The organism is Streptomyces sp. (assembly GCF_031178505.1).
GTDB classification, from domain to species: Bacteria; Actinomycetota; Actinomycetes; order Streptomycetales; family Streptomycetaceae; genus Streptomyces; species Streptomyces gulbargensis.
In genome coordinates, this window is record NZ_JAPSIW010000003.1 from 21220 (window position 1) to 47009 (window position 25790).

At 68.9% G+C, this 25790-nt stretch carries 22 protein-coding genes, 1 tRNA gene and 2 pseudogenes; 14 read left to right on the forward strand and 11 right to left on the reverse strand.

Features of this window, described 5'->3' with window-relative positions; translation table 11 throughout:
* The first annotated feature begins 54 nt into the window (after nt 1-54).
* The 5 genes from RIF68_RS00885 to RIF68_RS00905 all read left to right on the forward strand — a co-directional run bounded on the left by RIF68_RS00885 (nt 55) and on the right by RIF68_RS00905 (nt 7304).
* Nucleotides 55-2754, forward strand: a complete 2700-nt coding sequence (locus RIF68_RS00885; protein ID WP_309049180.1) for a Z1 domain-containing protein — start codon at nt 55-57, stop codon at nt 2752-2754.
* Nucleotides 2755-2777: 23 nt separating this feature from the next.
* Nucleotides 2778-3767 carry a PD-(D/E)XK motif protein gene (locus tag RIF68_RS00890; RefSeq protein WP_238156425.1) on the forward strand — a complete coding sequence of 330 codons (990 nt, stop codon included), beginning with the start codon at nt 2778-2780 and terminating at the stop codon, nt 3765-3767.
* Between the two features lie 164 nt (nt 3768-3931).
* On the forward strand, nt 3932-5644 hold the full coding sequence (locus tag RIF68_RS00895; RefSeq protein WP_309049181.1) for a hypothetical protein: 1713 nt from the start codon (nt 3932-3934) through the stop codon (nt 5642-5644).
* The gene (locus RIF68_RS00900; protein WP_151168959.1) at nt 5641-6543 is read left to right on the forward strand and encodes a hypothetical protein; all 903 of its coding nucleotides are present in this window, start codon (nt 5641-5643) and stop codon (nt 6541-6543) included. The genes RIF68_RS00895 and RIF68_RS00900 overlap by 4 nt, the downstream gene beginning before the upstream one ends.
* Complete coding sequence (locus tag RIF68_RS00905; RefSeq protein ID WP_100455320.1) at nt 6543-7304, forward strand: DUF6339 family protein; 762 nt, start codon at nt 6543-6545, stop codon at nt 7302-7304. Before RIF68_RS00900 ends, RIF68_RS00905 begins: the two co-directional genes overlap by 1 nt.
* Nucleotides 7305-7385: 81 nt before the next feature.
* Here the strand turns inward: RIF68_RS00905 and RIF68_RS00910 are convergent, their stop codons facing one another.
* The 3 genes from RIF68_RS00910 to RIF68_RS00920 all read right to left on the reverse strand — a co-directional run bounded on the left by RIF68_RS00910 (nt 7386) and on the right by RIF68_RS00920 (nt 11533).
* Entirely contained in the window at nt 7386-8693 is a 1308-nt protein-coding gene (locus RIF68_RS00910) for a restriction endonuclease (RefSeq protein ID WP_100455321.1), read from the reverse strand.
* Between the two features lie 251 nt (nt 8694-8944).
* On the reverse strand, nt 8945-10117 hold the full coding sequence (locus RIF68_RS00915) for a serine hydrolase domain-containing protein (RefSeq protein WP_309049182.1): 1173 nt from the start codon (nt 10115-10117) through the stop codon (nt 8945-8947).
* 72 nt (nt 10118-10189) lie between these two features.
* On the reverse strand, nt 10190-11533 hold the full coding sequence (locus RIF68_RS00920) for a transcriptional regulator (protein ID WP_309049183.1): 1344 nt from the start codon (nt 11531-11533) through the stop codon (nt 10190-10192).
* A gap of 251 nt (nt 11534-11784) precedes the next feature.
* Between RIF68_RS00920 and RIF68_RS00925 the strand changes: the two genes are divergently transcribed.
* The 5 genes from RIF68_RS00925 to RIF68_RS00945 all read left to right on the forward strand — a co-directional run bounded on the left by RIF68_RS00925 (nt 11785) and on the right by RIF68_RS00945 (nt 14987).
* Nucleotides 11785-12279, forward strand: a complete 495-nt coding sequence (locus tag RIF68_RS00925) for an ATP-binding protein (RefSeq protein ID WP_309049184.1) — start codon at nt 11785-11787, stop codon at nt 12277-12279.
* A 14-nt stretch (nt 12280-12293) separates the two neighbouring features.
* The gene (locus RIF68_RS00930; protein WP_230535790.1) at nt 12294-12587 is read left to right on the forward strand and encodes a hypothetical protein; all 294 of its coding nucleotides are present in this window, start codon (nt 12294-12296) and stop codon (nt 12585-12587) included.
* 155 nt (nt 12588-12742) lie between these two features.
* Nucleotides 12743-12910, forward strand: coding sequence for a hypothetical protein (locus tag RIF68_RS00935; RefSeq protein ID WP_158716767.1), 168 nt, complete (start codon nt 12743-12745; stop codon nt 12908-12910).
* An 89-nt stretch (nt 12911-12999) separates the two neighbouring features.
* Entirely contained in the window at nt 13000-14196 is a 1197-nt protein-coding gene (locus tag RIF68_RS00940; RefSeq protein ID WP_309049185.1) for a JmjC domain-containing protein, read from the forward strand.
* Nucleotides 14130-14987 (forward strand): aldo/keto reductase, encoded by an 858-nt coding sequence (locus RIF68_RS00945; protein ID WP_309049186.1) that lies wholly within the window; start codon nt 14130-14132, stop codon nt 14985-14987. The genes RIF68_RS00940 and RIF68_RS00945 overlap by 67 nt, the downstream gene beginning before the upstream one ends.
* On the opposite strand, the gene RIF68_RS00950 is transcribed toward RIF68_RS00945, so the two are convergent.
* Complete coding sequence (locus RIF68_RS00950) at nt 14975-15832, reverse strand: hypothetical protein (protein WP_100455325.1); 858 nt, start codon at nt 15830-15832, stop codon at nt 14975-14977. The two genes, RIF68_RS00945 and RIF68_RS00950, sit on opposite strands and share 13 nt — an antisense overlap.
* 162 nt (nt 15833-15994) lie before the next feature.
* On the opposite strand from RIF68_RS00950, the gene RIF68_RS00955 reads away from it, so the two are divergent.
* On the forward strand, nt 15995-16348 hold the full coding sequence (locus RIF68_RS00955) for a DUF317 domain-containing protein (RefSeq protein ID WP_100455326.1): 354 nt from the start codon (nt 15995-15997) through the stop codon (nt 16346-16348).
* A gap of 124 nt (nt 16349-16472) precedes the next feature.
* Complete coding sequence (locus RIF68_RS00960) at nt 16473-17294, forward strand: DUF317 domain-containing protein (protein ID WP_309049189.1); 822 nt, start codon at nt 16473-16475, stop codon at nt 17292-17294.
* A 253-nt stretch (nt 17295-17547) separates the two neighbouring features.
* Here the strand turns inward: RIF68_RS00960 and RIF68_RS00965 are convergent, their stop codons facing one another.
* The 4 genes from RIF68_RS00965 to RIF68_RS00980 form a co-directional block, all read right to left on the reverse strand.
* Nucleotides 17548-17928, reverse strand: coding sequence for a hypothetical protein (locus tag RIF68_RS00965; RefSeq protein ID WP_100455327.1), 381 nt, complete (start codon nt 17926-17928; stop codon nt 17548-17550).
* Nucleotides 17929-18030: 102 nt separating this feature from the next.
* Nucleotides 18031-19767, reverse strand: coding sequence for a relaxase/mobilization nuclease domain-containing protein (locus tag RIF68_RS00970; protein ID WP_309049187.1), 1737 nt, complete (start codon nt 19765-19767; stop codon nt 18031-18033).
* Entirely contained in the window at nt 19764-20117 is a 354-nt protein-coding gene (gene mobC, locus RIF68_RS00975; RefSeq protein ID WP_234328491.1) for a plasmid mobilization relaxosome protein MobC, read from the reverse strand. Before mobC ends, RIF68_RS00970 begins: the two co-directional genes overlap by 4 nt.
* A 356-nt stretch (nt 20118-20473) precedes the next feature.
* Nucleotides 20474-21118, reverse strand: a complete 645-nt coding sequence (locus tag RIF68_RS00980; RefSeq protein WP_375165653.1) for a hypothetical protein — start codon at nt 21116-21118, stop codon at nt 20474-20476.
* Nucleotides 21119-21129: 11 nt separating this feature from the next.
* Here RIF68_RS00980 and RIF68_RS00985 point away from each other — a divergent pair.
* Nucleotides 21130-21921 (forward strand): annotated as a pseudogene (locus tag RIF68_RS00985) (LacI family DNA-binding transcriptional regulator); the annotation flags it as partial.
* A gap of 157 nt (nt 21922-22078) precedes the next feature.
* Nucleotides 22079-22921 carry a PE-PGRS family protein gene (locus tag RIF68_RS00990; protein ID WP_309049188.1) on the forward strand — a complete coding sequence of 281 codons (843 nt, stop codon included), beginning with the start codon at nt 22079-22081 and terminating at the stop codon, nt 22919-22921.
* Here the strand turns inward: RIF68_RS00990 and RIF68_RS00995 are convergent.
* The 3 genes and pseudogenes from RIF68_RS00995 to RIF68_RS01005 all read right to left on the reverse strand — a co-directional run bounded on the left by RIF68_RS00995 (nt 22851) and on the right by RIF68_RS01005 (nt 25625).
* On the reverse strand, nt 22851-24497 hold the full coding sequence (locus RIF68_RS00995; RefSeq protein ID WP_100455334.1) for a PE-PGRS family protein: 1647 nt from the start codon (nt 24495-24497) through the stop codon (nt 22851-22853). The genes RIF68_RS00990 and RIF68_RS00995 overlap by 71 nt on opposite strands.
* A gap of 225 nt (nt 24498-24722) precedes the next feature.
* Nucleotides 24723-24796 (reverse strand) — tRNA-Pro (locus RIF68_RS01000).
* A gap of 33 nt (nt 24797-24829) precedes the next feature.
* Nucleotides 24830-25625: pseudogene (locus RIF68_RS01005) on the reverse strand (Pr6Pr family membrane protein).
* Between the last annotated feature and the right edge of the window lie 165 nt (nt 25626-25790).

Below are 25790 nucleotides of genomic sequence, written 5' to 3' on the forward strand. Positions count from 1 at the left end.
GACGCCGGGGCCTCAGCCGTTGGTTCACCTAGGGGAGGGTGAGCGGTGGTGGCCGTGGCCGACCTGACGTCCGCGGCCGACGGGCGCGCGGGTCGGACGCCGCTCGTATGGCGGTCGACCTGTAGGCCACCCCTACGATCGCGGTACGCCGTGTATCCGAAGGGGTGGGGCTTGCAGGAGTTCGAGGATCAGTACGAGGCGTTCAAGCGCCTGATCAAAACGCACACGCCCGAACAGGCGTTGGCGACGATCAAGCTCTTCGGTATGTCCGACGAGCTCGCCAAGCGCATTGCGGAGCGTCATCAGCAGGAGACCATCGCCGTCCGCGAGAAGCGGGAGCCCGGTTCCGTCGTCCGGAACAACCGCGAGACTTGGTACGTCGGCCCCCAGGACGACGACAGGTGCTGGCCCGCTCTCAGGAACCTGCTGGCGAAACAGTCGTGGGACGAGGACAGCCTGCGCGGCCTCGACTCCGCTTCGACCAAGGTCGTTTCTATGCTCGACCACCCCCTAGAGAGCGCGTTCTCTACCAGAGGGCTGGTCGTCGGCTACGTGCAGTCGGGTAAGACCAGCAACTTCACCGCGCTCATCGCGAAGGCGGCCGACGCCGGATACAAGTTCTTCATCGTCCTCGCCGGCGTCCACAACGGGCTGCGACTGCAGACCCAGCTCCGACTCGAGCGGCAGCTCGTGGAGCCGGTGATAGACCAGTGGCACCCGCTCACCGGTCGCGTCGGGGACTTCGAGCCTCCCGCGGGCAACCCGGCGGCCTTCTTCGGCGACAAGAGTCAGCAGCACGTCCTTTGCGTGATCAAGAAGAACGTGCCCAGGCTGCGGAAGCTCAAGGCGTGGTTGGAAAAGGCGCCCGACTACCTGCGCAACTGCCCGACACTGATCATTGACGATGAGGCCGACCAGGCGAGTGTCGCGTCACGTAGCACCAATCCGCTGATCCGGGAGATCGTTGATCTGTTCCCCCGCGGGGGATACGTCGGTTACACCGCCACGCCTTTCGCCAACCTGCTGATCGACCCCGCCGCCAAGGACCTCTATCCGGAGGACTTCGTCGTCAATCTGCCGAAGCCACGCGGACACTTCGGCACCGAGGTTCTGTTCGGCCGGGACGCTTTGGACGGCGAGGACCCCCAGGAGGTACCGGACGGATACGACATGATCCGCACGGTCCCCGACGAGGAGGTGCCCCTCGTTCGACCGGGACGAGACGAGATCGAGGGGTTCGTACCCGAGATCAGCGGTGCCTTGAGGACGGCAGTCCTGTACTTCTGGCTCGTCACGGCCGCCCGACGGGTGCGTGGTACGGGGGTTCCCCACTCCACGATGCTCGTCCACACGAGTGTCAGCACCGTCGTCCACGAGAGCTTCGAAAGGCCCTTGGAGGCGTTTCGCAAGCGGACGGCGGGGTGGCTCGATGCCGCGGACGGGGAACTGCTCGAGGAGCTGAGGCGGCTCTGGGAGGCCGAGATCGCCCGTGTCCCCGGTAACGAGCCGGACCTCGGGGAGACGCCCGTTCCCTTCGACGCTCTCCTTCCGTTGTTGGCCGGTGTGGTGGACGACTGTCGCATCATCCTGGACAACTCGAAGAGCGTGAAGCGATTGGACTACGAGGCCGGCCCGGTCGTCGCCATCGCCGTGGGCGGCAACACTCTGTCGCGTGGCTTGACCCTGGAAGGGCTCGCCGTCAGTTACTTCGTGCGAAACGCCACGACGTACGACTCTTTGCTGCAGATGGGCCGCTGGTTCGGCTTCCGCGAAGGGTACGCAGACCTGCCGCGCATCTGGATGACGGACGGGATGCGCGACTGGTTCAGGCACATCGCCACCGTCGAGTCGGAGATGCGTCGGGACATCGATGTGTACATGGTCGAGGACAAGACGCCCAGGACCTTCGCCGTCCGCATGCGGACCCACCCGTCACTCCGTATCACGGCGGCGGGCAAGATGCGGGACGCGGTGAAGGCGAGTGCGGCGTACGGAGGGCAGCGTGTGCAGACCCGCTACTTCCGTACGCGGGACGCCGAGTGGTTGCGGGCCAACCGGCAGGCCGCCCACGACCTCGTCGACCGCTCCCTGCGATTGGCGGGAGCCCGACACCAGGACAACGGAATGCAGGGCAGGCACATCCTCCGAGGTGTGTCCTACGACATCATCCTGGACTTCCTCGACGAATACCGCTTCCACGGCAAGTCGTTGGAGTGCGACGCGGGTCTGTTGCGCAGTTACGTAGAGCGTCGGGTGCGGTCCGGGGGCGGCGGTTCGCTGAAGCGCTGGAACGTGGCGATCATCGGCAATCCGCTCAGCGGTGATCCGGAAAAGCGGTACGAGTTCGGTCCCGGGCTCGCCGTGGACCGCGTCATCCGAGCGAAGCTCGGCGAAAGCGGAGGCGACGCCGCCGACATCAAGACCCTGATGAGCCGTCGCGATGCCGGCGTCGATCTCGACCTCGGTGCGCTGACGGAGATCAACGAGGCGGCGCTGAAGAACGCCAGGCGCGAGCAGGCGCCCGACACCGCGTTGCTGACCCTGTACCCGATCGACGCTCTATCGCCGTCACCGACGAACCGCGAGAGGCGTGCTCCGCTCGATGCCGTCGACCACGTGATCGGCGTCGGTCTGGTCTTTCCGATGCCTCGGGGTGAGGACAGTGAGGTGGAGTACTACAGCGCCGACCTGTCCCGCGTACAGGACGACGAGGAGGAAGACCTGTCGTTGCTCTTCGAGGAGGACGACAGTTGAGCGGGGGCGCCGATCTGCGGCGTGTGCTCGACCGGCACTGGGCCGAGTTGGATCTCGCCCCACTCGGCCCAGGAGCTGCTCTCAGGACCTCTCCGCTCCCCGTCGTCACCGAGCACGGGGCGGTCGCTGCGGCTACCGACGGTGACTCGTTGCGTCACTTGCTGATCCCCCTCCGGGGACGTCGACGTGTCCCCACCGGGCGGATCGGCGGAACACTCCGCGTCATGGAGCGGGCGTTGCAGGACGACGAGACCTACGGACGTTTCGCGGACATCGTCTGCACCCGTAGGGATCTCGACGACGTCTTCACGGGGCTGTGCGCCGACGTCCTCGTGGCACTGGAGGCGGACGGGCGGCAGCCCTACCGCACTACGCTGGCGGTGGTGAACCGCTGGCGTCAGCTCTTCAGCGGCATACCCCGCACGCTCACCGAGACGCAGGAGATCGGCCTCATCGGCGAGTTGTCGGTCCTCCTCCGCCTGCTCGTCAAGGACCCGGGCGCCGTGAGGTGGTGGACCGGCCCCGAGGGAGGACGGCACGACTTCTCCGACGGCCTCCGCGCCGTGGAGGTGAAGAGCACGCACACGACCTCGGAGCGTAGGACTTTCGACGTCCACGGACTCGACCAGCTGGAGGCACCGCAGGACGGTCGTCTGATGCTGGCCTGGCAGCGGTTCGAAAAGAGCCCGCGGGGGCGGACCGTCGGTGAGCTCGCCGCGGAGGCGGCCCGGATGTGCGACGACGAGTCGGAGCTGTGGCTTCGACTGGCACGTGTCGGCTATCGGCACGGACAGACGGACGACGAAGGCGCACTGCGCGTGTCACCGCTTGAAGAACGTTGGTACGAGGTCGACGGGGCCTTCCCCCGCCTCACGGCCGCTTCGCTGACGGAGCCGGTACCCGACGCACTCCTGGACGTTCGCTACACCGTCGACCTGGCCGGTGTCCACTCGCCGGTGCTGGACGACGCGTCCGTGGATGCCTTCCTGGACGAGCTGGGGTGGACGCCATGAGCGCGGAATCCCCGCGTTGGTCGTCCGAGCCCTACGCCCCCGGCGGCGGAGGGACGGCCGAAGGTGCCTTGAAGAACCTCGACGGCACCGAGCTCGACCCGCTGACACTTCTGGTGAGGGAGTCGGCTCAGAACAGCTGGGACGCACGAACCGGGAATGGTCCGGTGAACTACCGAGTGGAACTGCGCACCCTCGGGCCCAGTGAGGCTCCGGTGTGGCGCGAACTCCTGGCCGCGGGCGCGCCTCAGCTTCGACACCTCAAGCTCCGGGCCTCGCTGGCACGTCCCGCCCCGCGCATCCTGACCGTGACCGACACGGGGACGAGGGGACTGGGCGGACCCACCCGCGCCGACGTCGCGGTTCCCGGGCAGTCGGACTTCGCGTCGTTCGTCCGCAAGACCGGCAGCTCCAGCAAGGTCACCGGCCGTGGTGGCACCTACGGTTTCGGGAAGGCGGTTTTCCACCTCCTCTCCGCATCGCACACGGTGATCGTGCACACGCGCTGTCGGGTGGACGACCGATTGGAGACCCGACTCATCGGGTGGGCGGTCCACGAGAGCTACACCGTGGAAGGTGACGACGGTGCGAAGACGTTCACCGGCCGCCACTTCTGGGGAAGGGTCCGCCGCGGTTACGTCGAGCCGCTGCTCGGGGATGAAGCGGACGAGGTCGCCGGAAGTCTCGGCCTGAACTCCCTCCCCGACGGCGACACCGGGACTTCCGTCGCGATTCTCGACCCGGTCTTCGGCGAACGCGACGACGCCGAGGCCATGAGGTGGATCGTCGACGCGATGGTCTGGAACCTTTGGCCGAAGATGCTCCCGGAGGGAGGAGACGCCCCCATGCGCTTCTCCGCCCACCACGAGGGCCTGGCCGTCCCCGTTCCCAGGCCGTCGGAGGTGCCCCACCTGCGACCGTTCGTCTGGGCCTACGACGACATGACCCGTCTCGTCGAGCACAAGTCCATGGGGCGCGTCCTCGGCCGACTCGGTATGCGGAAGTTCATCTCCCCGCAGGGAAGGCCCCCTCGGGTGGCGCAGGAGGCGGGTATCGGGGACCGGCTTCACCACACGTGTCTCATGCGGCCGGTCGACCTGGTGGTGAAGTACCTCGAAGGTCCCCCGTTCTTCGAGGAGAGCGGAGGTTACGCCGCGGTCTTCCGTGCCGACGCCGCAGTGGACCGGGTCTTCGCGGCGGCTGAGCCCGCATCGCACGACGCCTGGTTGGTGGACAAGCTCAGTGGCGACGACCAGCGCCTGGCCAAGCACGCCCTCCGGAAGATCAACGACGCGATGAAGGAGGCTTCCGGGCCGGCCCGGGTGGCGAACGAGGCGGGCGAAGGTGTCTCCCTCGCGGGGATGAGCCGACTCATGGCTGGACTCATGGCGGGTACGGCGGGGGAGGGGGCGGAGGCGGTATTCGCCGCGGATACGACGCCCCCGGGAGGTTCGTCGGGCACCGGACGGGGCTCCGGAGGGCCGGCCGGAGCCGGCGGGAGCCCCGGCCCCAGAGGAGGATCCGGCGTCCCTCCCGGTCGCCGGCGCGTTCTGTACGACGGAGCCCCCGAACACGACGTCGTGGACGGTGAAGCCGTCATCGTCCAGCGATTCATCCTGCCCGACGCGGGCTCCTACGTCGTCCACGGTCGCCCCGCCGTCGCGTTGGGCGACGGACGCGGTGTCGAGACGGAGCCGCCCATCGGAGCGTCGATCCCCACGGTGCTGGGATGGCGTGCGGGGAGCGGACCCGTGACTGACGGGTCCTCGTTGCACACGGTCGGCGGTGACGGCACGGTCTGGTCGCTGGTCGTCCGGCCGGCCCCCGACACCATGACCGAGGTGACGGTCGTGGCCGAGGCAGGGGGTGACGATCGGTGAATCGTCGCGCCTACCCCTATCGCAGCGCGGCCGTCGGGTCGGTGACGATGTCCGAGTGGTCCCTCAAGTCCGAGGACGGGGAAGCCGTTCCGCTGCCCTCCTTCATACCCGACTGGGACTTCCAGAGAGACCTGTCCCTCGAGACGGTGGTCGAGGTCGACCTCGACGCAGTCAGGGCTTCGGCCGGACTCCCATACGAGGCCGAGCTCGCCCTCTCCGCGATCTGGAGTTCCACCGGCAGCGGCCTCCGGCGACTGGCCCACCGAATCACACTGCACGGTGGGGGCATCCGATCGGCACAGCTCTCGTTCACCGTGATCGGACGCGACAGCGGCGGCCGATTGTCCCTCGACACCCAACTGGTTCTCGCGAAGGCCCTGGACAATCCGGATCCGACCGGCCCCCGACGCGCGGGGTCCGTGCTCTGGCAGCACCGGGCCGGGGTGCGGCTGCAGGGCGACGCGTCGCAGTTCCCCATGGCCGTGGTCGACTTCAAGAGTGCCGGCTACCCGGAGAACGCTCCCTGGTACCTCGACGTCGGTCCGAACCTGGAGGCGGCGACGATGGGCGCCGTCGTGCTGCTCGTGAACAGCGGCACGCCGGTCGTGCTCAACGCGCTTCGCCGCGCGGAGAAGGCGTCATACGCGGAACGGCTCATCCAGTCCGCCGTCCGACAGGACGTCGTCCGCCTGATGATCGAGCGGGCCGTGTCCGACGAAGAGCTGACGGACTCGTCCCGGTTCGAGCCGGACACGCTCGGTCACACACTGCTCGGCCTTCTGCGTACCTTCCTCCCCGGTACATCCCTCACCTCCCTGCGCATGACACGTCGCACGGATCCGGCGCTCTTCTCGGCGAAGATCCAGCACGCCGTCGGCCTCTTCTCCAAGGAAACGTGATGGTCCACCTGTATCCGCGGCTTCTGCCCGCGGCCGCGGCCAACCTCCGGGAGGAGTGCCTACACCGTTCCGTCGAGTATCTGCGTGATCGTTCGGCTCTCTCCCACCCGGCCATGTTCTACGCGGCCACCGGCGGGTCCCGTCTTCCCGAGCGGAGCCTCGGCTCCCTACGCGAGGCGGTGCTCGCGTGCGCCACCGAACGCGGCTATCCCGCCAAACCCGGCAGGAGGCAGGCGGCGGGTTTCGACATCGACGTGGCGACGGTCCTCCACCGAGACTCGGGCATCGTTCCGGCGGAGGCGGTCGCGGGTGACCTCTGGGCCTTCCTCTCCCTCGTCGTCCTGCCGGACGTGTCCGCGTGGAGATTCGCGGACCTGCATCGCGACCGGGTGCTGGGGACCGACGTCACACGCCACGTCTTCGGCCGGCTGTGGTGGCGAGCACACCTTCTGTACGACGAGGACGGAGGGAGGGAGGACCTCTACGCCTCGTTGTCCGTGCTCAACGAGTCGGACTTCGACCAGATCTACGCCCGACGCACCTCGATCGGCGGGAGCCCGCATCTGGTGCGGGCGATCGTCAGGGTGTGGCAAACGCTCGACGTTCCGCCCAACGCGGAGAGGCGGGTACTCCGCGATTTCCTCATGCGTGTGCTCAGGCTCAACGCCTTCATCTCCTTCGACTCGCTGCCGGCGGAAGTACTCGACGAAGAGCTGGAAGGCGTGTTCCGGGAGTCGCTGTCCGTGGTGGCCGGAGGGTGAATCCCCGAGTGCCGTCAGGCGCGTTCACCCTGGAAGAAGAGCTGCCGGGGTTCACCGTGCGTAAGGACGGCCGGTGGCCGGCTACTGCAGCAGGATTTCCTCGGGGCGTCGGTTCGTGATCGCGACCTCCCGTCCGGCGAGGACGTGCTCGATGCACGCCGCCAGGTCGCCGCCGTGGTCGTCCCTGGCCATGCTCCGCAGTTCCGCGACCAGGCTCGTGCCGTTGAGGAGGATGATCGGATACTGATCCTCCACCATCTCGGTCTGTGCCGACTCGGAGTAGGCGCCGGTGGTGACGTAGACCCCGATCCACCCGCGTCGGAGCCGGGCTACCACCCGGGCGATCTGCTCCGCCGTGATGAGTGTGTCGGGTTTGACGCACTTCGCCTGCCCGAGCACGACGAGGCTCGTGCCCGCCAGGCCGCTTCCGCCGCCGAGGTCGAGACGTCCGACGAAATCGGCTCCGCCGTCACCCGACCGACGTGTGAGCCAGCCTTCCACGTACCCGTGACCCGCCCCACGCAGTACACGAGCCGCCACCGCGGCGGCCAGAGCCTCGAAGTCGTGCTTGCGGCCGTCGAAGTACTTGTAGATCGTTTCCAGGTCCGCCGCTTCACCACTGCCTGGCTTCGGGCGCTGATCACGCACCTTGGCCACCTGAGCCCGGGCGACCCGGCGACGCAGTCCCGGGAGGGCCGAGGAACCGTGCTTGACCCACTCCCGCCATGCCCGTGGCGCGAGGTCGAGTGCTTGAGCGTGGGACACGCCCTTGTCCCTGCGGGCCCCGATCCATTCCCAGTCGACCGTGTCGTCCTCGGAGGTCAGGTCGATGAGGGCGATGTCGTAGACGTAGTTCACGAACGGGGTGTGCTCGCGGCCTCCCCATTGCACCAACCGTTCGGTCCGCTCGATGACGCCGAGCCCACAGAACGCCACATGGCCCTTTGGCTTGCCGTTCCGGGGCACTGCGCGGAACAGCAGCAGAGGCGTGGCGGCGGCTCGTTCATCGGCGGTACGCCCCTGGTGGTCGGTGAAGGCGTCTAGTAGGGCGGCGTTGCCGGTGGTCGTGCCGGGCGGAACGCTCGAACCGGCCTTGTGATCGCCGAAATAGCGGACGTGGCCGTTGTCCATGTCGAAGACGTCGTGCCAAGGCGTCTGCTCGGTGCCGGCCTTCCAGGGACTGGAGCGGATGAGGATCGCCGGGCGCCGTATGCCGTCGGGGGTGGAGACCTTGGCCATCCCGTTGATGCCGGCTTCCAGAAGAGCCCGTTTGTGGCCCGACGAGTGCGTCACGTGGTGGAAGTTCGGGAAGCCGTCGAGCGACTCCGGCTTCGGGTCCTTGCCGCTCGCGTAACGGTAGACCTGTCCCACCCGCAGCTTCCCACCCACAGCCGGCCCTCTCCCTGGACTCGCTCCCCTATGCGTCATCACGACAGTAGCGGCGGGTACTGACAGAGCGGTGTGCTTGCTCCGGGGCCGAGGATCTCGAAGGGTCCCGCCGGCGGCAGACGGGCGCGCTACGGCGATGCCCGGCTGACGCAGGTCGGGTCGAAGGGCGGTGCCTGGCGTCCATCGCCCCGGGTGGCCAAGCGGATGACCGAAGAATCTCCCGCGGTCTCACCGCCAGGGACGCCGACCGGCTACGCGAGAGCCTCGCGCACCGTCTCGACCAGGGAGGACGCACGCACATCGTCGATGCCCCCGACGATGTTGTTCATCGCATACCCGAAGGCGACACCGTGCTCCGGATCGGCGAAGGCGAGCGACCCTCCTCGACCTGTGTGGCCGAATGAGCTTGACCCCAGCATCGGGTTGCTCTCGGTGGGCAGCATGTACCCGGCGCTGAAGCGGCTGGGGATCAGCATGACCTGATCTTTCCCGCCGGCCTGCTCCTCGGTCGCCGACGCCAGGGCGGCCGAGGAGAGCAGGCGCACGCCGTCCACCTCACCGATCAGCGCGGCGTACATGCGGGCCAGCGCACGGGCCGTACCGATGCCATTGGAGGCCGGGAGTTCCGCGGCCTGTACCTCCGGTGAGTCGAAGTCGATCGCGGCCGGGTCGGTGACCGCGTAGGCCCGGTTGCTGAATGAGTTCGGGTCCCGCCAGGCGACGACCTGTTCGCGGAGTTCTTCGGGGACCGACTCGGCGGGCAAGGTGGTGAGGTCGACGTCTGGCCGCTGGTACGCCATGCGGCTGACTCGGTCGCGTTCGCCGGCGGGCAGGCCGATGAAGAAGTCCAAGCCCAGTGGAGCCGCGATCTCGTCGGCGAAGAAGCGTCCCGGCGAGCGGCCGGATACTCGTCGGATCACCTCGCCGACCAGCCAGCCCCAGGTCCGGCCGTGGTAGCCGTGCGCCGTACCCGGAGTCCAAAGGGGGCGTTGAGCGGCCAGTGCCTCCGCCATCGGGTGCCAGGCCAGCGCCTCCTTCAACGGCACCGGGTGATCGAGCGCGACGAGGCCGGCCCGGTGGGACAGGAGCCAGCGCACGGGGATGTCCGCCTTGCCGTTCGCGGCGAACTCCGGCCAGTACTTCGCGACGGGTGCGTCCAGGTCGAGCGCGCCGCGCTCGACCAGCATGTGCACGGCGGTGGCGGTCGCCCCCTTGGTCGCCGAATAGACCAGTTGCAGTGTGTCCCGCGTCCAGGGACGGCCGGTCTCGGCGTCGGCCACGCCTCCCCACAAGTCCACCACCGGGTGGCCGTTCCTGTACACGCACACCGCCGCGCCGAGGTCGCCGTGCCGGGTGAAGTTCTTCGCGAACGCCGCCCGTACCGACTCGAATCCGGGTGCCACCTCGCCGTAGATCATCGTCATGTCGGCCATCCTGGCAGTCTCGCAGCCGTCCTCACGGAGACCGGCGCTTGCCCGGTGGCCGGGTAGTCGACATCAGGCGGCGACGGACAGTTCCAGTAACCGTTCGCGGAACTCGCGGACGGAGGGTACTGACCTGTGCGGCTCCAGCTTCGTGGAGAACTCTCTGAGGCGGTCCAGGGCCCGAATGGAGCTGACGCTGTCCTCCAGGAGCGCGGCGCCGTAGTTCGCGGCGTCCAATGCCCCCTCCAGGTCACCACCGGCGAGCCGCGCCTCTGCGAGACGGCTCGACCGTACCGCCTTGTCCCGGGGAGCGGCTCTCGTCACGGAAGTCTCCAGGGAACTGGTCGCCCGCTCCAGCTGCCCCGAACGCAACAGCACCTTCCCCTCGGTCGACCGCAGCTGTGCCTCACCGAACCAGTCGAGCCAGTCGGGGTTGTCGTCCGTCTCCCTGTGCTCCCACAGCGAGGTGGCACGGTTGAGGGCCCTGCCCGCCTCGCGGTGCGCGCCGTCTCGTGAGAGGGCCTCCGCCTTGTGCAGGTAGAGGAACGACCGGGTGCAGGGCGACAGGGAGTGTGGCGCATTGTCGATTGCGGTCGAGACGAGGCCGACACGCTCGGCGGTGCGTCCCGCCTCGGAGACGTGCACCCCCATCTCCGCGAGGATGAAAGCGCCGAAGGCATCGTCGCCGGTGGTGCGGGCACTGCGCAGGGCGCCGACGTAGTAGCGCTGGCCCGCGGAACGCAGGCCGGCGTCGTAGGCCATCCAACCGGTCAGGTGCGACACCCGGGCCGCCAACGCGTACAGCCGGATCCTGACCGCGTCGGTGTAACGGCCACCGCCGAGGAGACCGGTGACCAGAGCCAGGTCGCCTCGCGCCTGTTCCAGCAGTCGAGCGCCGCCGAGCTGGTCGTCGAGCGTGCGGAGAGTACTGATGCGCTGCTCGATCGTCGAGACCATCGTGTCCGTGACCCGGTCACCGTTGAGCGCCGCGGCCATGGCGGAGGGCGCGTCCACCCAGCTCGCCGCGAGACTGGTCAGGGCGGCTCCCGTGATGGTGAGGAAGCCTCTGCGATCCATCCGTCCACTCCCGACCAGGTCGGACAACGCCTCGACGGTACCGGCCTCCGTCCACGGAGCGGTGAGCCCTGTCACCTCCCAGACGGGGAGCCAGCGGGGCCATCCCTCCGCGCGCGCCTGCTCGTACGGCACGCCCAGCAGGTCTGCGAGGACGCGCTGGGCGTCCGCGTCCGGCTCCTGGCCCTGTGCCCATTTCCATACAGTCGTCCGGTTGGTCGCGAGCGGGAGACCGAGCTTCCTCCCGTGCTCCTGCATGAGCCGGGCGAATTCGGCCTTGCCCCACCCGCGCGTCTGGAGGAGGAAGGTCAGCGGGTGGACTGCTAACGGCTCGGTAGGCACGTCATCACTCCTGTCGTCCGCTCAAGGCGTAGTTGGAAGGCTACTTCCCGTGTCCGAGTACGGGGAGGGCGTCCCCGGCAGAAACCCCCTAGAAACGTTCCGGTGGGCCGATCTGCGCCGTTGACTGGGTATCAGCCGTCGGCGAGCGAACTCGGTTGGACGCTCGCGGAGAGGCTCCTCAGATCGGTGGTTCCATTCCCGCGTCCCCGTCGGGGATGGAACCGCTCTCCAGCTCTTCGGAGGCGTCCGCCATGCCCACGCTCGTCCATCGGTTCGTCCTCACGGGTACCGCATCCGAGGTGCCCCCGGCTCGACGCGAGATCGTCGACAAGGTGCGCGCATGGGGTGTGCCGCTGGACGAGGCGACCGCCGACGCCATCCGACTGGTCGCCTCCGAACTCCTGACCAACGCCGTCGTCCACGGGACGGGGCCGATCACCGTCGGGCTGTCCAGCCGACCCGGCCGCTTGGTCATCGACGTCCTGGACGGCCACCCGGCGGTCCCGCGGAGCCGTTGTGCACAAGCGGACGACGAGAACGGGCGCGGCTTGGCGTTGGTCCGGCTACTCGCGACGCGCTGTGCCTGGGAGTCCGTCGGCCCCGGTAAGCGGGTGTGGGCGGAGATGGCGCTGCCCATGGCGGTGGAGGTGGGCCCTGCCGAAGCCGGGCCGCGCGACTTATCCGCGACGCGGGCCGAGGGCCGGGTCGGACCCAAGCCTGAGTCGCCGCGGTCGGCAGTCGCGTGATGGGAAGGCACGCAGTGCGAGCGGGTCCGCTGCCGGACCGCGACGTGGTCTTCCGCCCCACCCGCCGCGACATCGACCCCGTCACCGGGGAGCCGACGGCGTATGCCCTGTGGGACCGGCACGGATGGCAGGAGCACGGCGAGTGCTGGCTGTGGTGTGGCCGCGACGACGTCGAGGTGACGTGGATCGGGCCCGTTCGGTCGAGCGGCATACACGCGGATCTCTTCGCGTGCCGCGCATGCCTGTACGAACTGGACCAGCGCGTCCTGGAGGCCAACATGCGCCGGGACGTGGCCGTCCTCCCGTGAGCAGCCGAGCCGCCTGGCCGTAGGCGCAGAGCTGCGGCTCACCGTGCCACCCGATAGACCGGCGCCTCACGGAACCCGTCTCCCCCAGGGCCGTGAGGCGGCCATGACCTCCCGCCGGGCCCCTGGTGGGAGACCCGAAGAGGAAGGAGCACGAGGTGGAAGAGCGCACGGCGTCACAGCCGGCCCGTAGCGGCCTGCTGATGGCGGTCGAAGAGCTTACCGCCGTGCACGACCGGTACGACGGTCTCCGTTCCGACAACTCCGGAAGTTCCGGCGACGCGCCGTGGCCGGGCGGCGACGGCAACCTGCACGACGGCGAGTAGGTACGCACGAGCGGCTGGGGCCGTCACGGATGGCCGTGCCGGCCCCAGCCGTGTCCGCATCAGGTGACCACACCGTTGGAGGCACAGCGATGGAACATCGGTTGATCGAAGCGATCGAGACGGCACTCGGGTGGGGTGGGGCCGCGGAGCTGGGCAAGGACTTCGCGCGGGGCGAGCTGGACGACTCCGCACTGCTCTCCCGCCTCCTGACCCCCAACCGGCTGCTCGACATCGCCATGCGCAGAAGCCTGAACCGCCCCCAGTTCCGGTGTTTCCAGAACGGCGTGGAGGTGCACCCCGCCGTCTACTACACCGACAGCGTCAGCCCCCGAGGCCAGAGCATCCCCATGGTCAACATGCGCAGCCTCGGGAACCTCCTGCGAGACGGCGCGACGCTCATCCTCGACCAGGCCAACGTCTTCGACCCGACGATGGAGGTCGCGTGCCGAGCGCTGCAGTGGTGGTCCCAGGAGCGTGTTCAGGTCAACGCGTACCTGACGACGAACGACGCCGCCGGATTTCCCCTGCACTGGGACGACCACGACGTCGTGATCGTGCAGCTCGCAGGCGAAAAGGAATGGGAAGTGCGAGCCGCCTCCCGCAAGGTCCCCATGTACCGGGACTCCGACCCAAACAACACCCCGAGTGACGAGATCATCTGGTCCGGCGTGATGAGGACGGGCGACGTCATGCACATCCCCCGAGGCCACTGGCACCAGGCGACCCGGACCGGCAGCGGCTCGGGGAAGAGCCTCCACGTCACCTTCGGCATCACGAAACGCACCGGCGCCAATTGGCTCGCCTGGCTTGCCGATTGGTGCCGCGAGCGCGAGATCTTCAGGCACGATCTCGACCGCTGGCGAGGTCCCGACGGCGCGTCTCTGACCGAGGCCGCGGCGACACTGCTCGACGCGCGCTCCCCGGCCGACTACTTGGTCGCGTACGAACAGGAGACGACACTGCCTCGGCACGTGCCGTTTCTCGACATACTCGGGCCGCTCGACGCCGTGGTGTGCACCACCCACTTCCCTCCGCGGATCCGGGAGAGCGGGGAGACCGTCGACGTCTTGGCCGCGGGGAAGAAGCTGACCCTCGCGGCCAAGGCTTTGCCGGCGCTGCGTCTGCTCTTGAGCGGTAGGCCGGTCGTGCTGGAACACGCCGTGGCCGTAGTCGGGGCCGACGCGGCAGAAGTCGCCGGGATCCTGGTGGAGGAGGAGCTGTGCGCGGTCCTGACCCCCGAGTTGTCCTCGGGCTACACCGGTCTCGTCACGAGCGCCGGCTTCTGACCGGAGCGCTGGATCTGGGCGTCACCGCGCTCGACACCAGCACCAACTACTTCGGCTTCCGCTCGCACCGGATCCTGGCCGGGATCGCCGATGACCTGCTGCCGAAGTTCACGGTCTCCACGAAGGTCGGCTACTTCCCAGGGCACGGTGGGGCGGAGCACTCACTGGATCCCCTACGGCTGACCTCGGCCGTGGAAGACGTGGCCAAGGACCTCGGTCGGGAGCCGGATCTGGTGTTCCTGCACAACCCGGAACAATCGCTCCGGGAAACTGGCCCGCACCACAAGGAGGCGCTCGCCGCGGCGTGTACCGCCTTGGAGGACGCCACAGAGAAGGGGCTGTGCGCTGCATGGGGCGTCGCGTCGTGGGATCCGTCCCCGCTGCTGAGTCTGGTCGACGTGACCGTGCCGAGGCCGTCGGTTCTCATGGTCCGCGCCGGCTTGCTGGTCGGTGCGAAAACGCTGGACGCATCGGACACCCTCGTCGACGCGTGGGACCTCAATCGCGGTGACATTTGGGGCATGAGCGCCTTCGGGGGCAGCACGAGTGCCCCTGTGTGGGACAAGGTCGACCCGCGCCTCTTCCTTCAGGACGTCGGCTGGTTCTCCCCCGTCCAGGCGGCGTTCAGAACCGCCTACCACCTACCGCGAGTCGCCTCCATCGCTGTGGGCACCGATGAACCGGCTCACCTGCGGGAACTCCTAGGAGCCTTGGCAGGCCAGGTGGAGGAGCGGACCGTCCAGGAGTACCGCAGACTCCTCCGCGTCCGCACACGTGATCACCCTGTCTGAAGCTCGTCGATGACGTGCTCGGCCATGCGCCGCGCGGGCTCCAACCGAGGATCCTCCGGGTGCGCATACGGTCCGAGGATCTTCGAGCAGACGAACAGCGTCATCAGCTTGCCGTCCCGACTTTCGAAGTCCTGTCGACGCTCCTGCCGTACACGGTCGGCCAGAGAAGGGACGGCGAGTGAACTCCCCCATAGAGAGGCGGAGTCCAGCCCCTGCGGGGCGTTGCCCCAGTCCTCCCAGTCAAAGAGACTGAACACCGGCGCCGTTACGTTGGCCCAGTTCAGGTCTGCGTGGGCCGGCACCCAACGCTGGACAGTCGTCTCGAAGTCACCGGAAAAGAGGGCCCGAATGGACTCGGTGACCGACGCCTGGGTGATGGTGTCGGTATCCGGTGTAGCGACCCGCCCGGTTCGGTGCGCTGCCAGCGCGCCCAGGGAGGCGTTCAATCCAGCCCACCACTCGTTCGGGATCTCGGGGTCCTCACTCAAAACGGCGTTACCGACGGGACGGGCCGGCAGGAGGTCGGTCTCGTCGGCCCGCCACATCACCGTGGCGTTCGTGTCCCGCCAGACCACGCATCCCCGCCATGTCGGCTGGGAGACGCCATCCAGGCGGGCGGCACACTCGGCGCCGTTCCATCCTTGATCGGTGATCTTGTCGAGCAGGCGTCGTTCGATGCGAACCCAAGTTTCACGGTCTGTCCGGGCGCCCACGGACCGGCGCTTGCGAACCACCGTGTCCGGGAGGAAACGCACCTGAAGAGACCGCGCGACGCGGTCCAGGATCTCGTCAACCGGCTGTACGCGTAGGTCAACAGCCTGGCTCGTGGAGACCGGGAGCGACATACAAGCGACCGTAGCAGCGGGGGAGCCAGAGGTCGCCCAACTCTGCATCTCAGTTCGCCGGCGGCAGACAGCAAAGATCCACGAAGGACTGGCCAACGTCGCAGCGGCATGTGAACCTGGACGACCTTCTTGCAAAGCGCCAGGTCAAAGAGGTGATTGCCTGTGACTGCGGCGTCCTCGAGTCCCGGATTCTCCACCACCGTCGAGGCCCTGCGGCTTCGTGAGTGGCTGCTCGGTCCGGGTCAGGCCACGCTCGTGATGGATCAGTTCTCCGCCGACGACTTCCGCCTCGTCGTGGACGACCGCGCGGACGTACACGTCAACTCGAAGGACGGTCGCTTCTACCTCGGGTGGTTCCCGTTCGGGCGTCCTGGCACCGACGGCGAGGGATGGAAGATCGCCGTCGCCGGAACAGCCAAGGTACGCGGCTACCAGATGACCTTCGACACCGAGACGCCAGCCGACATCGTTGCCGCCGCAGTCGCTCGCGTCCTGGAGACCTCTCCGCCGGTGTAACCGTCAGAGGCTCGAGTCGACGCCCTCGGACGCCCTGGACGTTCGTCCTCCTGAGACTCCGGCGCAGTCGACCCAGTACCCGTTCAGCTTGCGCACCGCTGGCGGTATCAAAATCACCAAGCTCTTGGAGGCGTACCTGCATCCCGACTTTCCGATCGATCCACCCGCTCCGGCCAGCGTCCCGTCCGCTTGCTGGGTTGGCCCCCGGCACTTGGCCGGTGACGACGGGCGCCCATTTGACGCCGTCGCCGACACGCTCGCCGGCCTGGGCTGGACGAGCCTGACGCTCGTCCGTGGGCGCCGGGAGCCGGACGAGGCGCCGGAGGACCGTCAGGTCCTGCGCAGCATCGTCTTGCACATCAGCCCCGATTCCCTGCGGTGGGCGCAGTGGGTCTTGCCGGACGAGCCGTTCCACCTGGGCAACCTGCCGACGGCCTGGCAAGTGTCCGCTCGTTCGAATCTGGCTGGTCCGCTCGCCCAGTGGTCGGCCTACTTCACCCCGGAGGTCCCCGGAGAGGCCCTTGGCGCCTTCCTCACCGCGCTCGACGCCCGCGATCAGCCGGTCCTGCCGCTTGGTGGCCCCGAGCTGGTCCTTGACGTGGTTACGGCACACGGTTGGCTGCGTGACGTAGACCAGCCCGGCACGGGCGCGGTGGATCCGACGTTCGCCTCCCACCTTCGCCTCGGCGAGGTGCCGCCCCTCATCCAGGATGGCGATCCATTGGCACTGTTGGCTGAGGCTGGCGAGGCGGTCCTGGCCGGGTGGCAGGCGTGGGCCGAGCCGGTGCTCGGCGCGGGCTACCTGTGGGCCGCTTCGTTCAGCAGCAGCGTGCCGCACGACCTCGTCGCCGCCTTCGCCGACTCCCTCAGCTCCAGCGCACCGGTCCTGCGCCGGGTGCTCCCGGAGAGCACACGCGACCGCCTCCTGCGCGCTCCAGCCAGCTAGGCCATCCAACGCATGGAAGCCGGGCCTCCCCTCGGGGAGGCCCGGCTTTATGTTGCTGTGCCCTGGTCGGCGTCCTCATGCGTCACGGCTTGAGGTTGTTGAGAGCGGTCCGCCTCCACGCCTGATGCTTCGTTCTGCGTGACGAGTCCTACCGGCTATCGCTTGGAACGCACACGCCTCTGTGCCAGATGCCGGAGCGGTCGTCGGAGCTGGTCACCAGCGCGTGGGGTACGTATCGGCGCGGGGGCCAGGGTTAGAAGGCGTAGGGGGTGAAGGGACGGATTGGGTCGACGATAAGCCCAAGGAGGCGATCGAGCTCCGCTCGCTCGTCCTCATTCATGAGCTCGACAGCGTTGCCGAGTATCTTCACGTCGAGCCGATCCCAGAACGGGGCCAAGAACTGGTCGAGGGCATCCGGGGCTCCGTCCAGAGTGCGCCGGTAGTCCTCGTAGCGCTTGAGCTGCGTCCTAGCCTCTGCGAAATCGTCGCGAGTGACCTCGTCAATGAGGCTCTGCTCGTGCTTGCTGAACGGGCGCCCGTCGAGGTGGTACCAGTTGCCGGTCTCTATTCGGCGCTCGGCGTCCGTGTCGCAGAACAGGACGACGGTCTCCGGTCGTGCTTGGGTCTTGGGCATACGGGAGCTCCTCCTGGGAGTGGGTGGGTGAGACATCAATGGTCGGGAGAATCGCCGGTTTGCCCAACCGGCGATCGTCGGCTATGTTGCGTCGCTTTCCGGTCAGCGGCGGCGGCTGGAAGAGTTCGCGGTGTCCTGCGCCAGCGGCGTGTTGGGCACTGAGGGCTTCTGGCGGTGACTGCCTTGGGTGAGTGCCTCGTGAGAGCTTTCGGACAGGGTGGGCAGGTGGGCGCTGTGGCGCAGGCGCCAGACGAGGACGTCGCTGATCGAGGTGGCGGTGTCGAGCTCGCGCCGCCGGGCAGCGTCGGCCAGCAGAGCTGCCGGGTCGTGGCCGGCCTTCCGGGTGTCGTCGAGGGTGGTGGCCAGTGCGGACCAGCCGCCCTCGGCCAGGATCCGTTCTGCCAGCTCGGGTAGCACGTGGTGAACAAGGTCGGCCTGCCGCTGCCGGACGCGCGGGGCCAGGCGCCGGCCTCGCTGGCCCAGTGCGGCCAGGGGCTCCCGCGCAGCGGCCTGGTAGGCGGCGCGCAGATGCTCGGCGGTTTGTCGGGCTGCTGCGGCCTGCTGACTGTGGTGGTTCTTGGCGTGCCAGTTCGCCGCGGCGATGGCAAGGAAGAACGCCATGTCGATGAGCATCGCGGTGGTGGCGCCGTCTTCCCCTCGGCCGAGCGCCGGCCCGCTGTGGACGAGGTCGCGGGCGGCTTGACGCAGGGTCCGGGCATGCCCGCGTACGGCCCTCACGTGGGAACGGCTGGCCCGCTCGAACACGAATGCTGCCTCGCGGAGTTCGGCGCGGGTGTGGGCGGCGGACGTTTTGGCCAGCGCGTCCAGTACCTCACCCGCCGCAGCGATCTGGGCCGCTGCTGTGCCGTCGTCACTCTGGTCGATGATCAGCAGGGCCTGCCAGGTAGCGGCGGTGGCCCTGCGGCGCGCGAACGCGGGACCCGTCATGTCCGGCAGGGCGGGCTGCTGCGGCCCGGAGCCATCCGCTGTAGTGGGCTCCGCGGGCAGGGCCCAGCGTTCGCGGATGCGGGGGAGGGACAGATCGGGTGCGAGTTTCGAACCGGAGTAGAAGACCGGCTCCCCGTCCTTGTTGTGGTCGTCGGGCAGGGCGACCTTGTAGCCGAGCAGGTCGCCGGAGGGCGCGATGCGCTTGCGGATCAGCAGACCGGCGGCGGCCAGGCGATCGAAGAACTCCTCCGTGGAGGCGGTGCCTGCGGCGGCGCGGCGGACGGTCTCGCGCAGTTCCTCACGCGCGGTGCGCTCGCGGCCTTCCCGTTTAGCTTTGTGGCGTTCGGCGCTGGTGGGCCGCTGGGCGGCAGTGCCGTCGCCGGCGTGGAGGCGGCGCAGCCCGTAGTCGATCTCGATCTTGCGGGCTTCGTCCTGGGAACGTTTGCCGTCCCGGCGGAGGCGGGCCTGGCGGCCGTCCTCGCGGACGATGGTGGCGATGATGTGGATGTGGTCGTCGGCGTGCCGGACCGCCGCCCATCGGCAGGCGGCGTCGTCGCCGTCGGGTGCGATGCCGGTTGCGGCGACCATCCTGCGGGCGATCTCGCCCCACTGCTCGTCCAAGAGGATCGGGTCTTCGGGGGCGGCGCGTACCGACAGGTGCCACACGTGCTCGGTCGGCCGTCGGCTCTCGGGCAGGGCCATGACTGGCTGGTCGAGCAGCCGCTGGAGAGCGCCGTACGTGGCGTCGAGGTCTCGGCCGGGATCGGGGGCAAGGCTGTCCCATGCAGCCACCAGGTGCGGGTCGATGTGCTCCTCGTGCGTGCCAGGGCCGTACAGGTAGTGGAGCAGGCCGATGGTGCGCGTGCCCCTGGCATGGACGCGTGGGATCACGCAGCCGCCTGGTTGTCCAAGTACTGCTGGGTGAAGGCGTCGACCCGCGTGGCGGCGCGCTGGACGGCGGCGAGGACCGCCTCGGCCTGCGGGGCCTCGGCTCCGGAGTTCAGCGCTCTGGCCACCTGGTTGAGGTTGTTTCCGATCTGCCCGAGGCGCCGCCGCAGCGTGAACAACTCCTGCAGCATCTCCTTCTTGCCTGCGATGTCCGCGGTGGTGCGGTTGAGGTCACGGGCAGCGTTGAGAGCCGAGCGGGCAAGAAACCCGGCCATGCTCATCCGGCACTCGGCGGCTGCCCGGACGAGCAGTTGGTACTCGTCGTCATTCATGCGGCAGCTGGGCTGGCGCACGCGCTTCTTCTCGTCGCGCAGACGCTCACGCTGCTGCACACGGGGCTTCGACGAAGCGGCGTGAGCACAGTCGGTGCTGTGGCACGCGCGCGGTTCTTCCCTCTCAGGATGCGATCCGCCCTCGGTCGCATCCTGAATGATGGGCGCCCCCCGGTGCCGATCTGCTCGCACCGCTGTCGGGGCGGGGCAGGCAGGAGCATTGCTCCCGCCGGGAGCAATGCTCCTGCACCAACTTGCTCCCGACGGGGCAGGGGCGGTCGGCAAGGATTCCTCGTGAGGCTTGGGGTCTTCGTGGTGCGGGGTGTGCATGGGGCCCTTCGGGTCGGGGTCTGGTTGGGAGTGTTGGTGCTGGGGAATCAGCGGAGTGGATCGCCGGCCGTGGCCTTGAGCTGGGCCTTGAACTCGCGGACGACTCGTCCGACGTCGTCGCTGGAGACGGTGTAGCCGACCGCGCGCAGGGCGGCCTCGACCCGGTCGCGTCCGACGCTGCCGGTCTCCTCGTAGATCCGGCGAGCGTGCTTGAGGATGACCTCATCGGAGGCGCGGGCTTTGCCGGTGTGGCGCTTCTTCCGGGCAGCCGGTTTCCGCTCGCGCCTGCCTGACACGCTGCCCGCGCTGTTGCCCGTAAGCGCCGGGCTGTCTTCGGCTTCTGCCCGTGCGGGCAGCCCGGGCACCAGGCGGGCAGGCTCCGAGCGGGCAGCCGGAGGCGCCTCGTCGTCACCCGGGTCTGATGGGTGTGGGCGGGCAGCGTCCTCTGTCCGAGGCAGTGGTGCCGGGCGGGCGGAGCGCGGGCGGCTGTGCCCGCCTTCATGGTCGGGGGCCGAGGCCGGAGTCTGCCAGCGCGGAGACAGCGTGATGGAGGCGAGGCCGAGGGCCTGCTTGCGGGTGGCGAGCTTGCGCAGCAGCAGCTCGTCCTGGAGCGGGTCGCCGTCGACGTCGGCCCGCTCCAGCGCCTCGTGCAGGCGTTCCGTCAGGCGCGGCGGCGGCGAACATCGCGACACGCTCGGCGGCGCCGAAGGACGACAGCTACCGCACCATCGACTCGATGGACTGGCTGTCGGCGCTGGTCGCCAACCACATCGCCCGCACGAAGCCCAAGCCGTGCCCCTGCCACGGCAAGACCTACGTCTTCCGAGGACAGGGCGCGGCCCGCACAGGCGGCCACCAAGGCGCGAAGCTCGTCGACGTCGCCCGCCGTGCCGGCGTCTCGACCGGCACGGTGTCCAACGTCCTCAACCACCCCGAACGCGTCACCGAGGCCACGCGAGAGAAGGTCGAGCAGGCCATCGCGGACCTTCGGTTCGTCCGGGGCGGCGTCGTACCGGAGCCTGCCGCCCACTGGCGCAGGAACGGTTTCGCAACCTGGCTGTTCACGCCAGCGGTCTCCGGCTGGTACCCGAAGAAGGCACCACAGGAGCCACGGCCGGTGCCCCTACTCGGCGAGCCGTGGCCCGGTGTCCCGGCACGGGGTCGGGGTGCCAGCGAACGGGCCGACGCCTGCTGGCTCCCGATAGCCAAGGGACTTACGCCCCACGGCCTCCGCCACACCCACCGGACGATCATGGAGGACCTGGGAACCGAGAAGGTGCTCATGGACGAACGCATGGGCCACATCGACGGCTCGGTCTCGGCACGCTACGCCCACGTCACTCCAGGCATGCGCAAGCGCCTCATGCTGGGGCTGACCGAGCAGTGGGAGGCAGCACTCGACGCACGTTTGGCCATGAGTGCCACGTCACCAGTGTGCGTGCTGAGTGATCTCCTGCGGGCACGCGAGGTGTCACGGGTGTCCGTCAAGTCGTAGCAATAACAGTGCTGTGCCCTCCGGCGACCACTCCCGGAGGGCACAGCCATGTCCGTGATGCCTCCGCGAGGCCGCGTCAACTCCGTGCGGCCGTCTCACTCCAGCAGTTACGACGATTGCCCAGTAGCGGGGCCAACGGACTTGGCTCAATAGGTACATGGAGACTGGCGAGCACTGGGCATACCGCGCAAGGCCGAAGGAGCTGGGCAGCCCTGTCAGGCGGGTGGAAGTCGTGCGAGTGGGCGGTCGTGGCAGGTCTGGCTGGGTCCATGTCCGGTTCTTGGAAGGGGATGACGCCGGCCTGCAGGAATGGGTCAGCCCCGGCTGCCTCGTAGCACCGTGGTCAGACGTCGACGCGTTCCGCGCGGATGACGAGGCAGAGCTCAGACTGGCCGAGGCGTCACGCCACGTACGGGGCGGTACGGATTTCGAGGCCGCGCGCCTGATCCTCGGGTTCGTCCGGCCGAAGAACAGGCTGCGCCTCCGCCGAGGGGTGGCGGACGCGGGAGTTCTGGAACTGAGCCGACTCGACGAGACAGCGCCGCTCATCGGCATGGACGCCACCGCGCTCCGCAGTGAACCGATGGTGCACGAGGACCGCGCCGGCATGTGCCTGGCCGGCTGGCCGGTCACCGAACGCGTCGCCCGTCAGGTAGCGGGCCGCCTCGCCGACGAGATCCTTCCGGAGGTGGACCGCAAGCAACAGGACATCGAGCATGAGCGCGCACAGCCCTCCCGGTACTCCTACCGTCGTCGGGACGACCGCAAGTTGGATGCGGAGGCGGCCGTCCTGCGGACCGTCCGGGTGTGGTGCGGCGAGGACAAAGCTGAGCGCTACGACGAGCTGGTCGCACTGCGCGAAGAGGTCATCCGGCTCGGCCAGCTGGTGGAGAAGGCGGTCAAGGCTCTACGCGACCGTGGGCACGGCGTCATCGCCTCCACCATTGAGCGCGACCTTGGCGTCCATATCGCCAGCCTTGATCCTGACGTGCGTCGATAGAGCCGCGCCACGGCTCCGGGGTCGGCTTCGGCGGCTCGGGCCGTGCCGCAGGCTGCTCCCTCTCCGGCCGGTGCGGGTTCCAGCCGCCGAGAAAGGGCCGTAGCTGATCTCCCGTCGGCTCCGCGTGGAAGTCGAGAACGGCCAGGCCCCTGCCGTTCATGGTGGGGTCCAGCCGGTCGGCCTCCGCCTTCCCCCAAGCCGACCACTCTCGCAGCCTCTCGGCTTCGACGGCGTCGTCCGATATGGCGGCGGCTTCGTCCAGAGCAACGCAGAACACCCGGATCTCTCCAGCCACCTTCCACTGCTCCAGGGCTGTGCCGAAGTGCTCCGCCCGTAGGGCGTGAACCGCCTTGATTGAGGCGGCACTGACGGCGGACTCCCACTCCCGCCTCTCGCGCTCCTCCCGCTCCGCCTGGAGACGCCGACGCTCCGCCTCCTGCCGTTCCCGCTCCTCTCGCAGGCGCCGCTGCTCTGCCTCCCGTTCCAGCCGAGCCCGCTCCTGCTCCTCCGCGCGCGCCTTCAGCGCCCGGAACACCGAACCGACCTGCTCCTCCAACGGCTTCTTGGCGGTGTCGGCCCATTCCTTCTTCCAGCCGTAGCTGTGGCCGTAGCCGTAGCCCGAGTGCTGGCTGATCAGCAGTTCCAGCTCGCCGGAGGGCTCGAACCTGTGCGCCGGCGTCACCCGCTGCCAGTCGTACGTACGTCGGCCCGGCTGCTTGGGCACGTACCGGACCTGCTTCTGCCGTTCGCGGAAGCCGACCTCGTACGTCCTGCCGTGAACGGTGAGCAGGGGCCTCGGTTGCTTGCGCTTCTTGGACACCGTGATCTCGCCGTGGCGGGCGAGTGCCTGCTCGGCGAGGAGCCGGAGAAGCGAGAGGACTCGCGGCAGGACCTCCTCCGAGATCTCGAAGGCGCTGTGGTCCGCAGTGACAGCGGCGATCACGTCCTCGACATCGCTGATCACCCGGCTGCGCGCCAGCCGGATCCGGTTCCACTCGGTGTCGTCCTCACCCGACACCCTGAGCAGACCGAGGAAAAAGTCCCCCTTCGCCCGGCCGCTGTACTTCAGGTGGTACCCCTCGGGCGCACACTGCCGGGCTGCGTCGAAGGCCCTGCGGTAGCGGGCTCGCTCCTGGTCGCTGGGGTTCGGGATCCGGAGGAACCGCCCAGCCTGTTGTACCTCCGCGATCAAGGCGGCTCCGATTTCCGCTGACGACGCCTGCGGGGGCTTGGCGGCGCGTTGCGGCGCCGGCTTCGTCGTGGGCGGAGCTGTTTCTCGCTTCTGCGGAGGAGGGGCCGGTCGTGTCCGTTGCTCGGAACCCGCCGACCGCTGCTTACGCGGCGCCGGTTCCGGCCGGTCCGGGTGATGGCCGTGTTCCAGGTAGAAGCGCCCCGCGTCAGTGATCTCCGCCCGCCACTTCCCATCCTGCTTGGGCATGGTGATCAGACGCCGCTCCTTGAGCGCGCGGGCGGTGAGGGCGAACTCTGGGCTGTCCGACGTGACGGGGTCGGCTCCGCCCCCGATGCGGGTGAGGAGTGCGAGCTGCCGGTCATTTAACGGAGACCATCGGTGCATGGCGATCGTCGTACCGCCTGTGATCGGCCTCGCACAACCGTAGGGATGACCCTTTCCCAGCGTGAGCGGCAAAGAGCGGGCTGGACGGCGGACGGCCGCTCGCTGGGAGCCGCCGGGAGCCGGATTCCGGAAGTTGGCTCCCAAACGGCTCCCAAAACGGGGTCACAAAGCAAATCAGGCCCGGTGCTGATCCCTCAGCACCGGGCCTGACCTGGTGTTTCTCTGTCGGGGTGGCGGGATTTGAACCCACGACCTCTTCGTCCCGAACGAAGCGCGCTACCAAGCTGCGCCACACCCCGATCGTCGCCACTCTCGCGGCGACGTCGTTTACTTTAGCCCACCCGGAGCCGGAGACGAAATCCGGTTCTACCAGCGGCGGCGCAGCGGGTTCGGGCGGATGCGGTCCAGGGCCGCGAGGAGGACGCCCAGGGCGTAGAGGGAGAGGCCCAGGAGGAGGGCGTTGCCGAGGACGCCCTTGTAGCCGTGCTCGTCCACGTCGAGGAAGGGGTAGAGGTAGCGGTCCTGGGTGCCGGGGAGGAGGAGTTCGCCGCGGGCCAGGGAGAAGGTCAGGTAGGCGAGGGGGTAGAGCAGCCACGCGGCGGCCTGGCGCAGGTGGAGGCGGCCGGGGGTGGTGAGGAGCAGCCAGTCCAGGGCCGCGGCGGCGGGGACGGCCGTGTTCAGGATGTGCGTCGCGGCTGCTTGCCAGCCGGTGCCCGCGGCCGCGGCGTCGGTCGCGAAGGGGCTCGACGCGTTGGTCAGGAGCAGGTGGTGCACGAGGCCGGCGGCGACGACGTAGAGCAGGGCCGCGCCGGTGAGGGCGCCCGGCAGGGGGCGGCGGGCGGACCAGGCGCGGCGGGCGGAGGCGAGCGTGACCAGGGCGAGCAGGACGCTGCTCTGGAGTGTGAAGTGGCTGATCGTCCGGGTGGCCGGGCCTCCCGTCGCCAGTGCGAGTGTGACGCCCGTCAGGGCCAGCAGCGCCGTCAGGAGGCGGAAGGCGGCGACCAGCGGGCGGCGTACCGGGGTGATCACGGCGCTCGCCGGGACGGGGGAGGGGAGCAGGGCGGGCGGGCCAGGGACCGCGGGGAGGTCCGGGATGTCCCTGGGGATGGGAGGTATCGGCGCTGTCATGGCCTCAAGCTAGACAGACCGGACATACCGGGCTATGCGGGGTGGGCCGTGTGGGTTACCGCCACCGGCCCGCCCGCCGCGAGGGTGTCCCTCGTCACTCCCGCCCCACCAGCGTCAGCAGCGTCGCCTCCGGGGGGCAGGCGAAGCGGACCGGGGTGTAGCGGT

Coding starts and splice junctions, on each gene's coding strand:
- RIF68_RS00905 (WP_100455320.1), top strand. CDS start 6,543: ATGGTCCACCTGTATCCGCGGCTTCTGCCCGCGGCCGCGGCCAACCTC.
- RIF68_RS00915 (WP_309049182.1), bottom strand. CDS start 10,117: ATGACGATGATCTACGGCGAGGTGGCACCCGGATTCGAGTCGGTACGG.
- RIF68_RS00925 (WP_309049184.1), top strand. CDS start 11,785: ATGCCCACGCTCGTCCATCGGTTCGTCCTCACGGGTACCGCATCCGAG.
- RIF68_RS00940 (WP_309049185.1), top strand. CDS start 13,000: ATGGAACATCGGTTGATCGAAGCGATCGAGACGGCACTCGGGTGGGGT.
- RIF68_RS00950 (WP_100455325.1), bottom strand. CDS start 15,832: ATGTCGCTCCCGGTCTCCACGAGCCAGGCTGTTGACCTACGCGTACAG.
- RIF68_RS00965 (WP_100455327.1), bottom strand. CDS start 17,928: ATGCCCAAGACCCAAGCACGACCGGAGACCGTCGTCCTGTTCTGCGAC.
- RIF68_RS00990 (WP_309049188.1), top strand. CDS start 22,079: ATGGAGACTGGCGAGCACTGGGCATACCGCGCAAGGCCGAAGGAGCTG.
- RIF68_RS00995 (WP_100455334.1), bottom strand. CDS start 24,497: ATGCACCGATGGTCTCCGTTAAATGACCGGCAGCTCGCACTCCTCACC.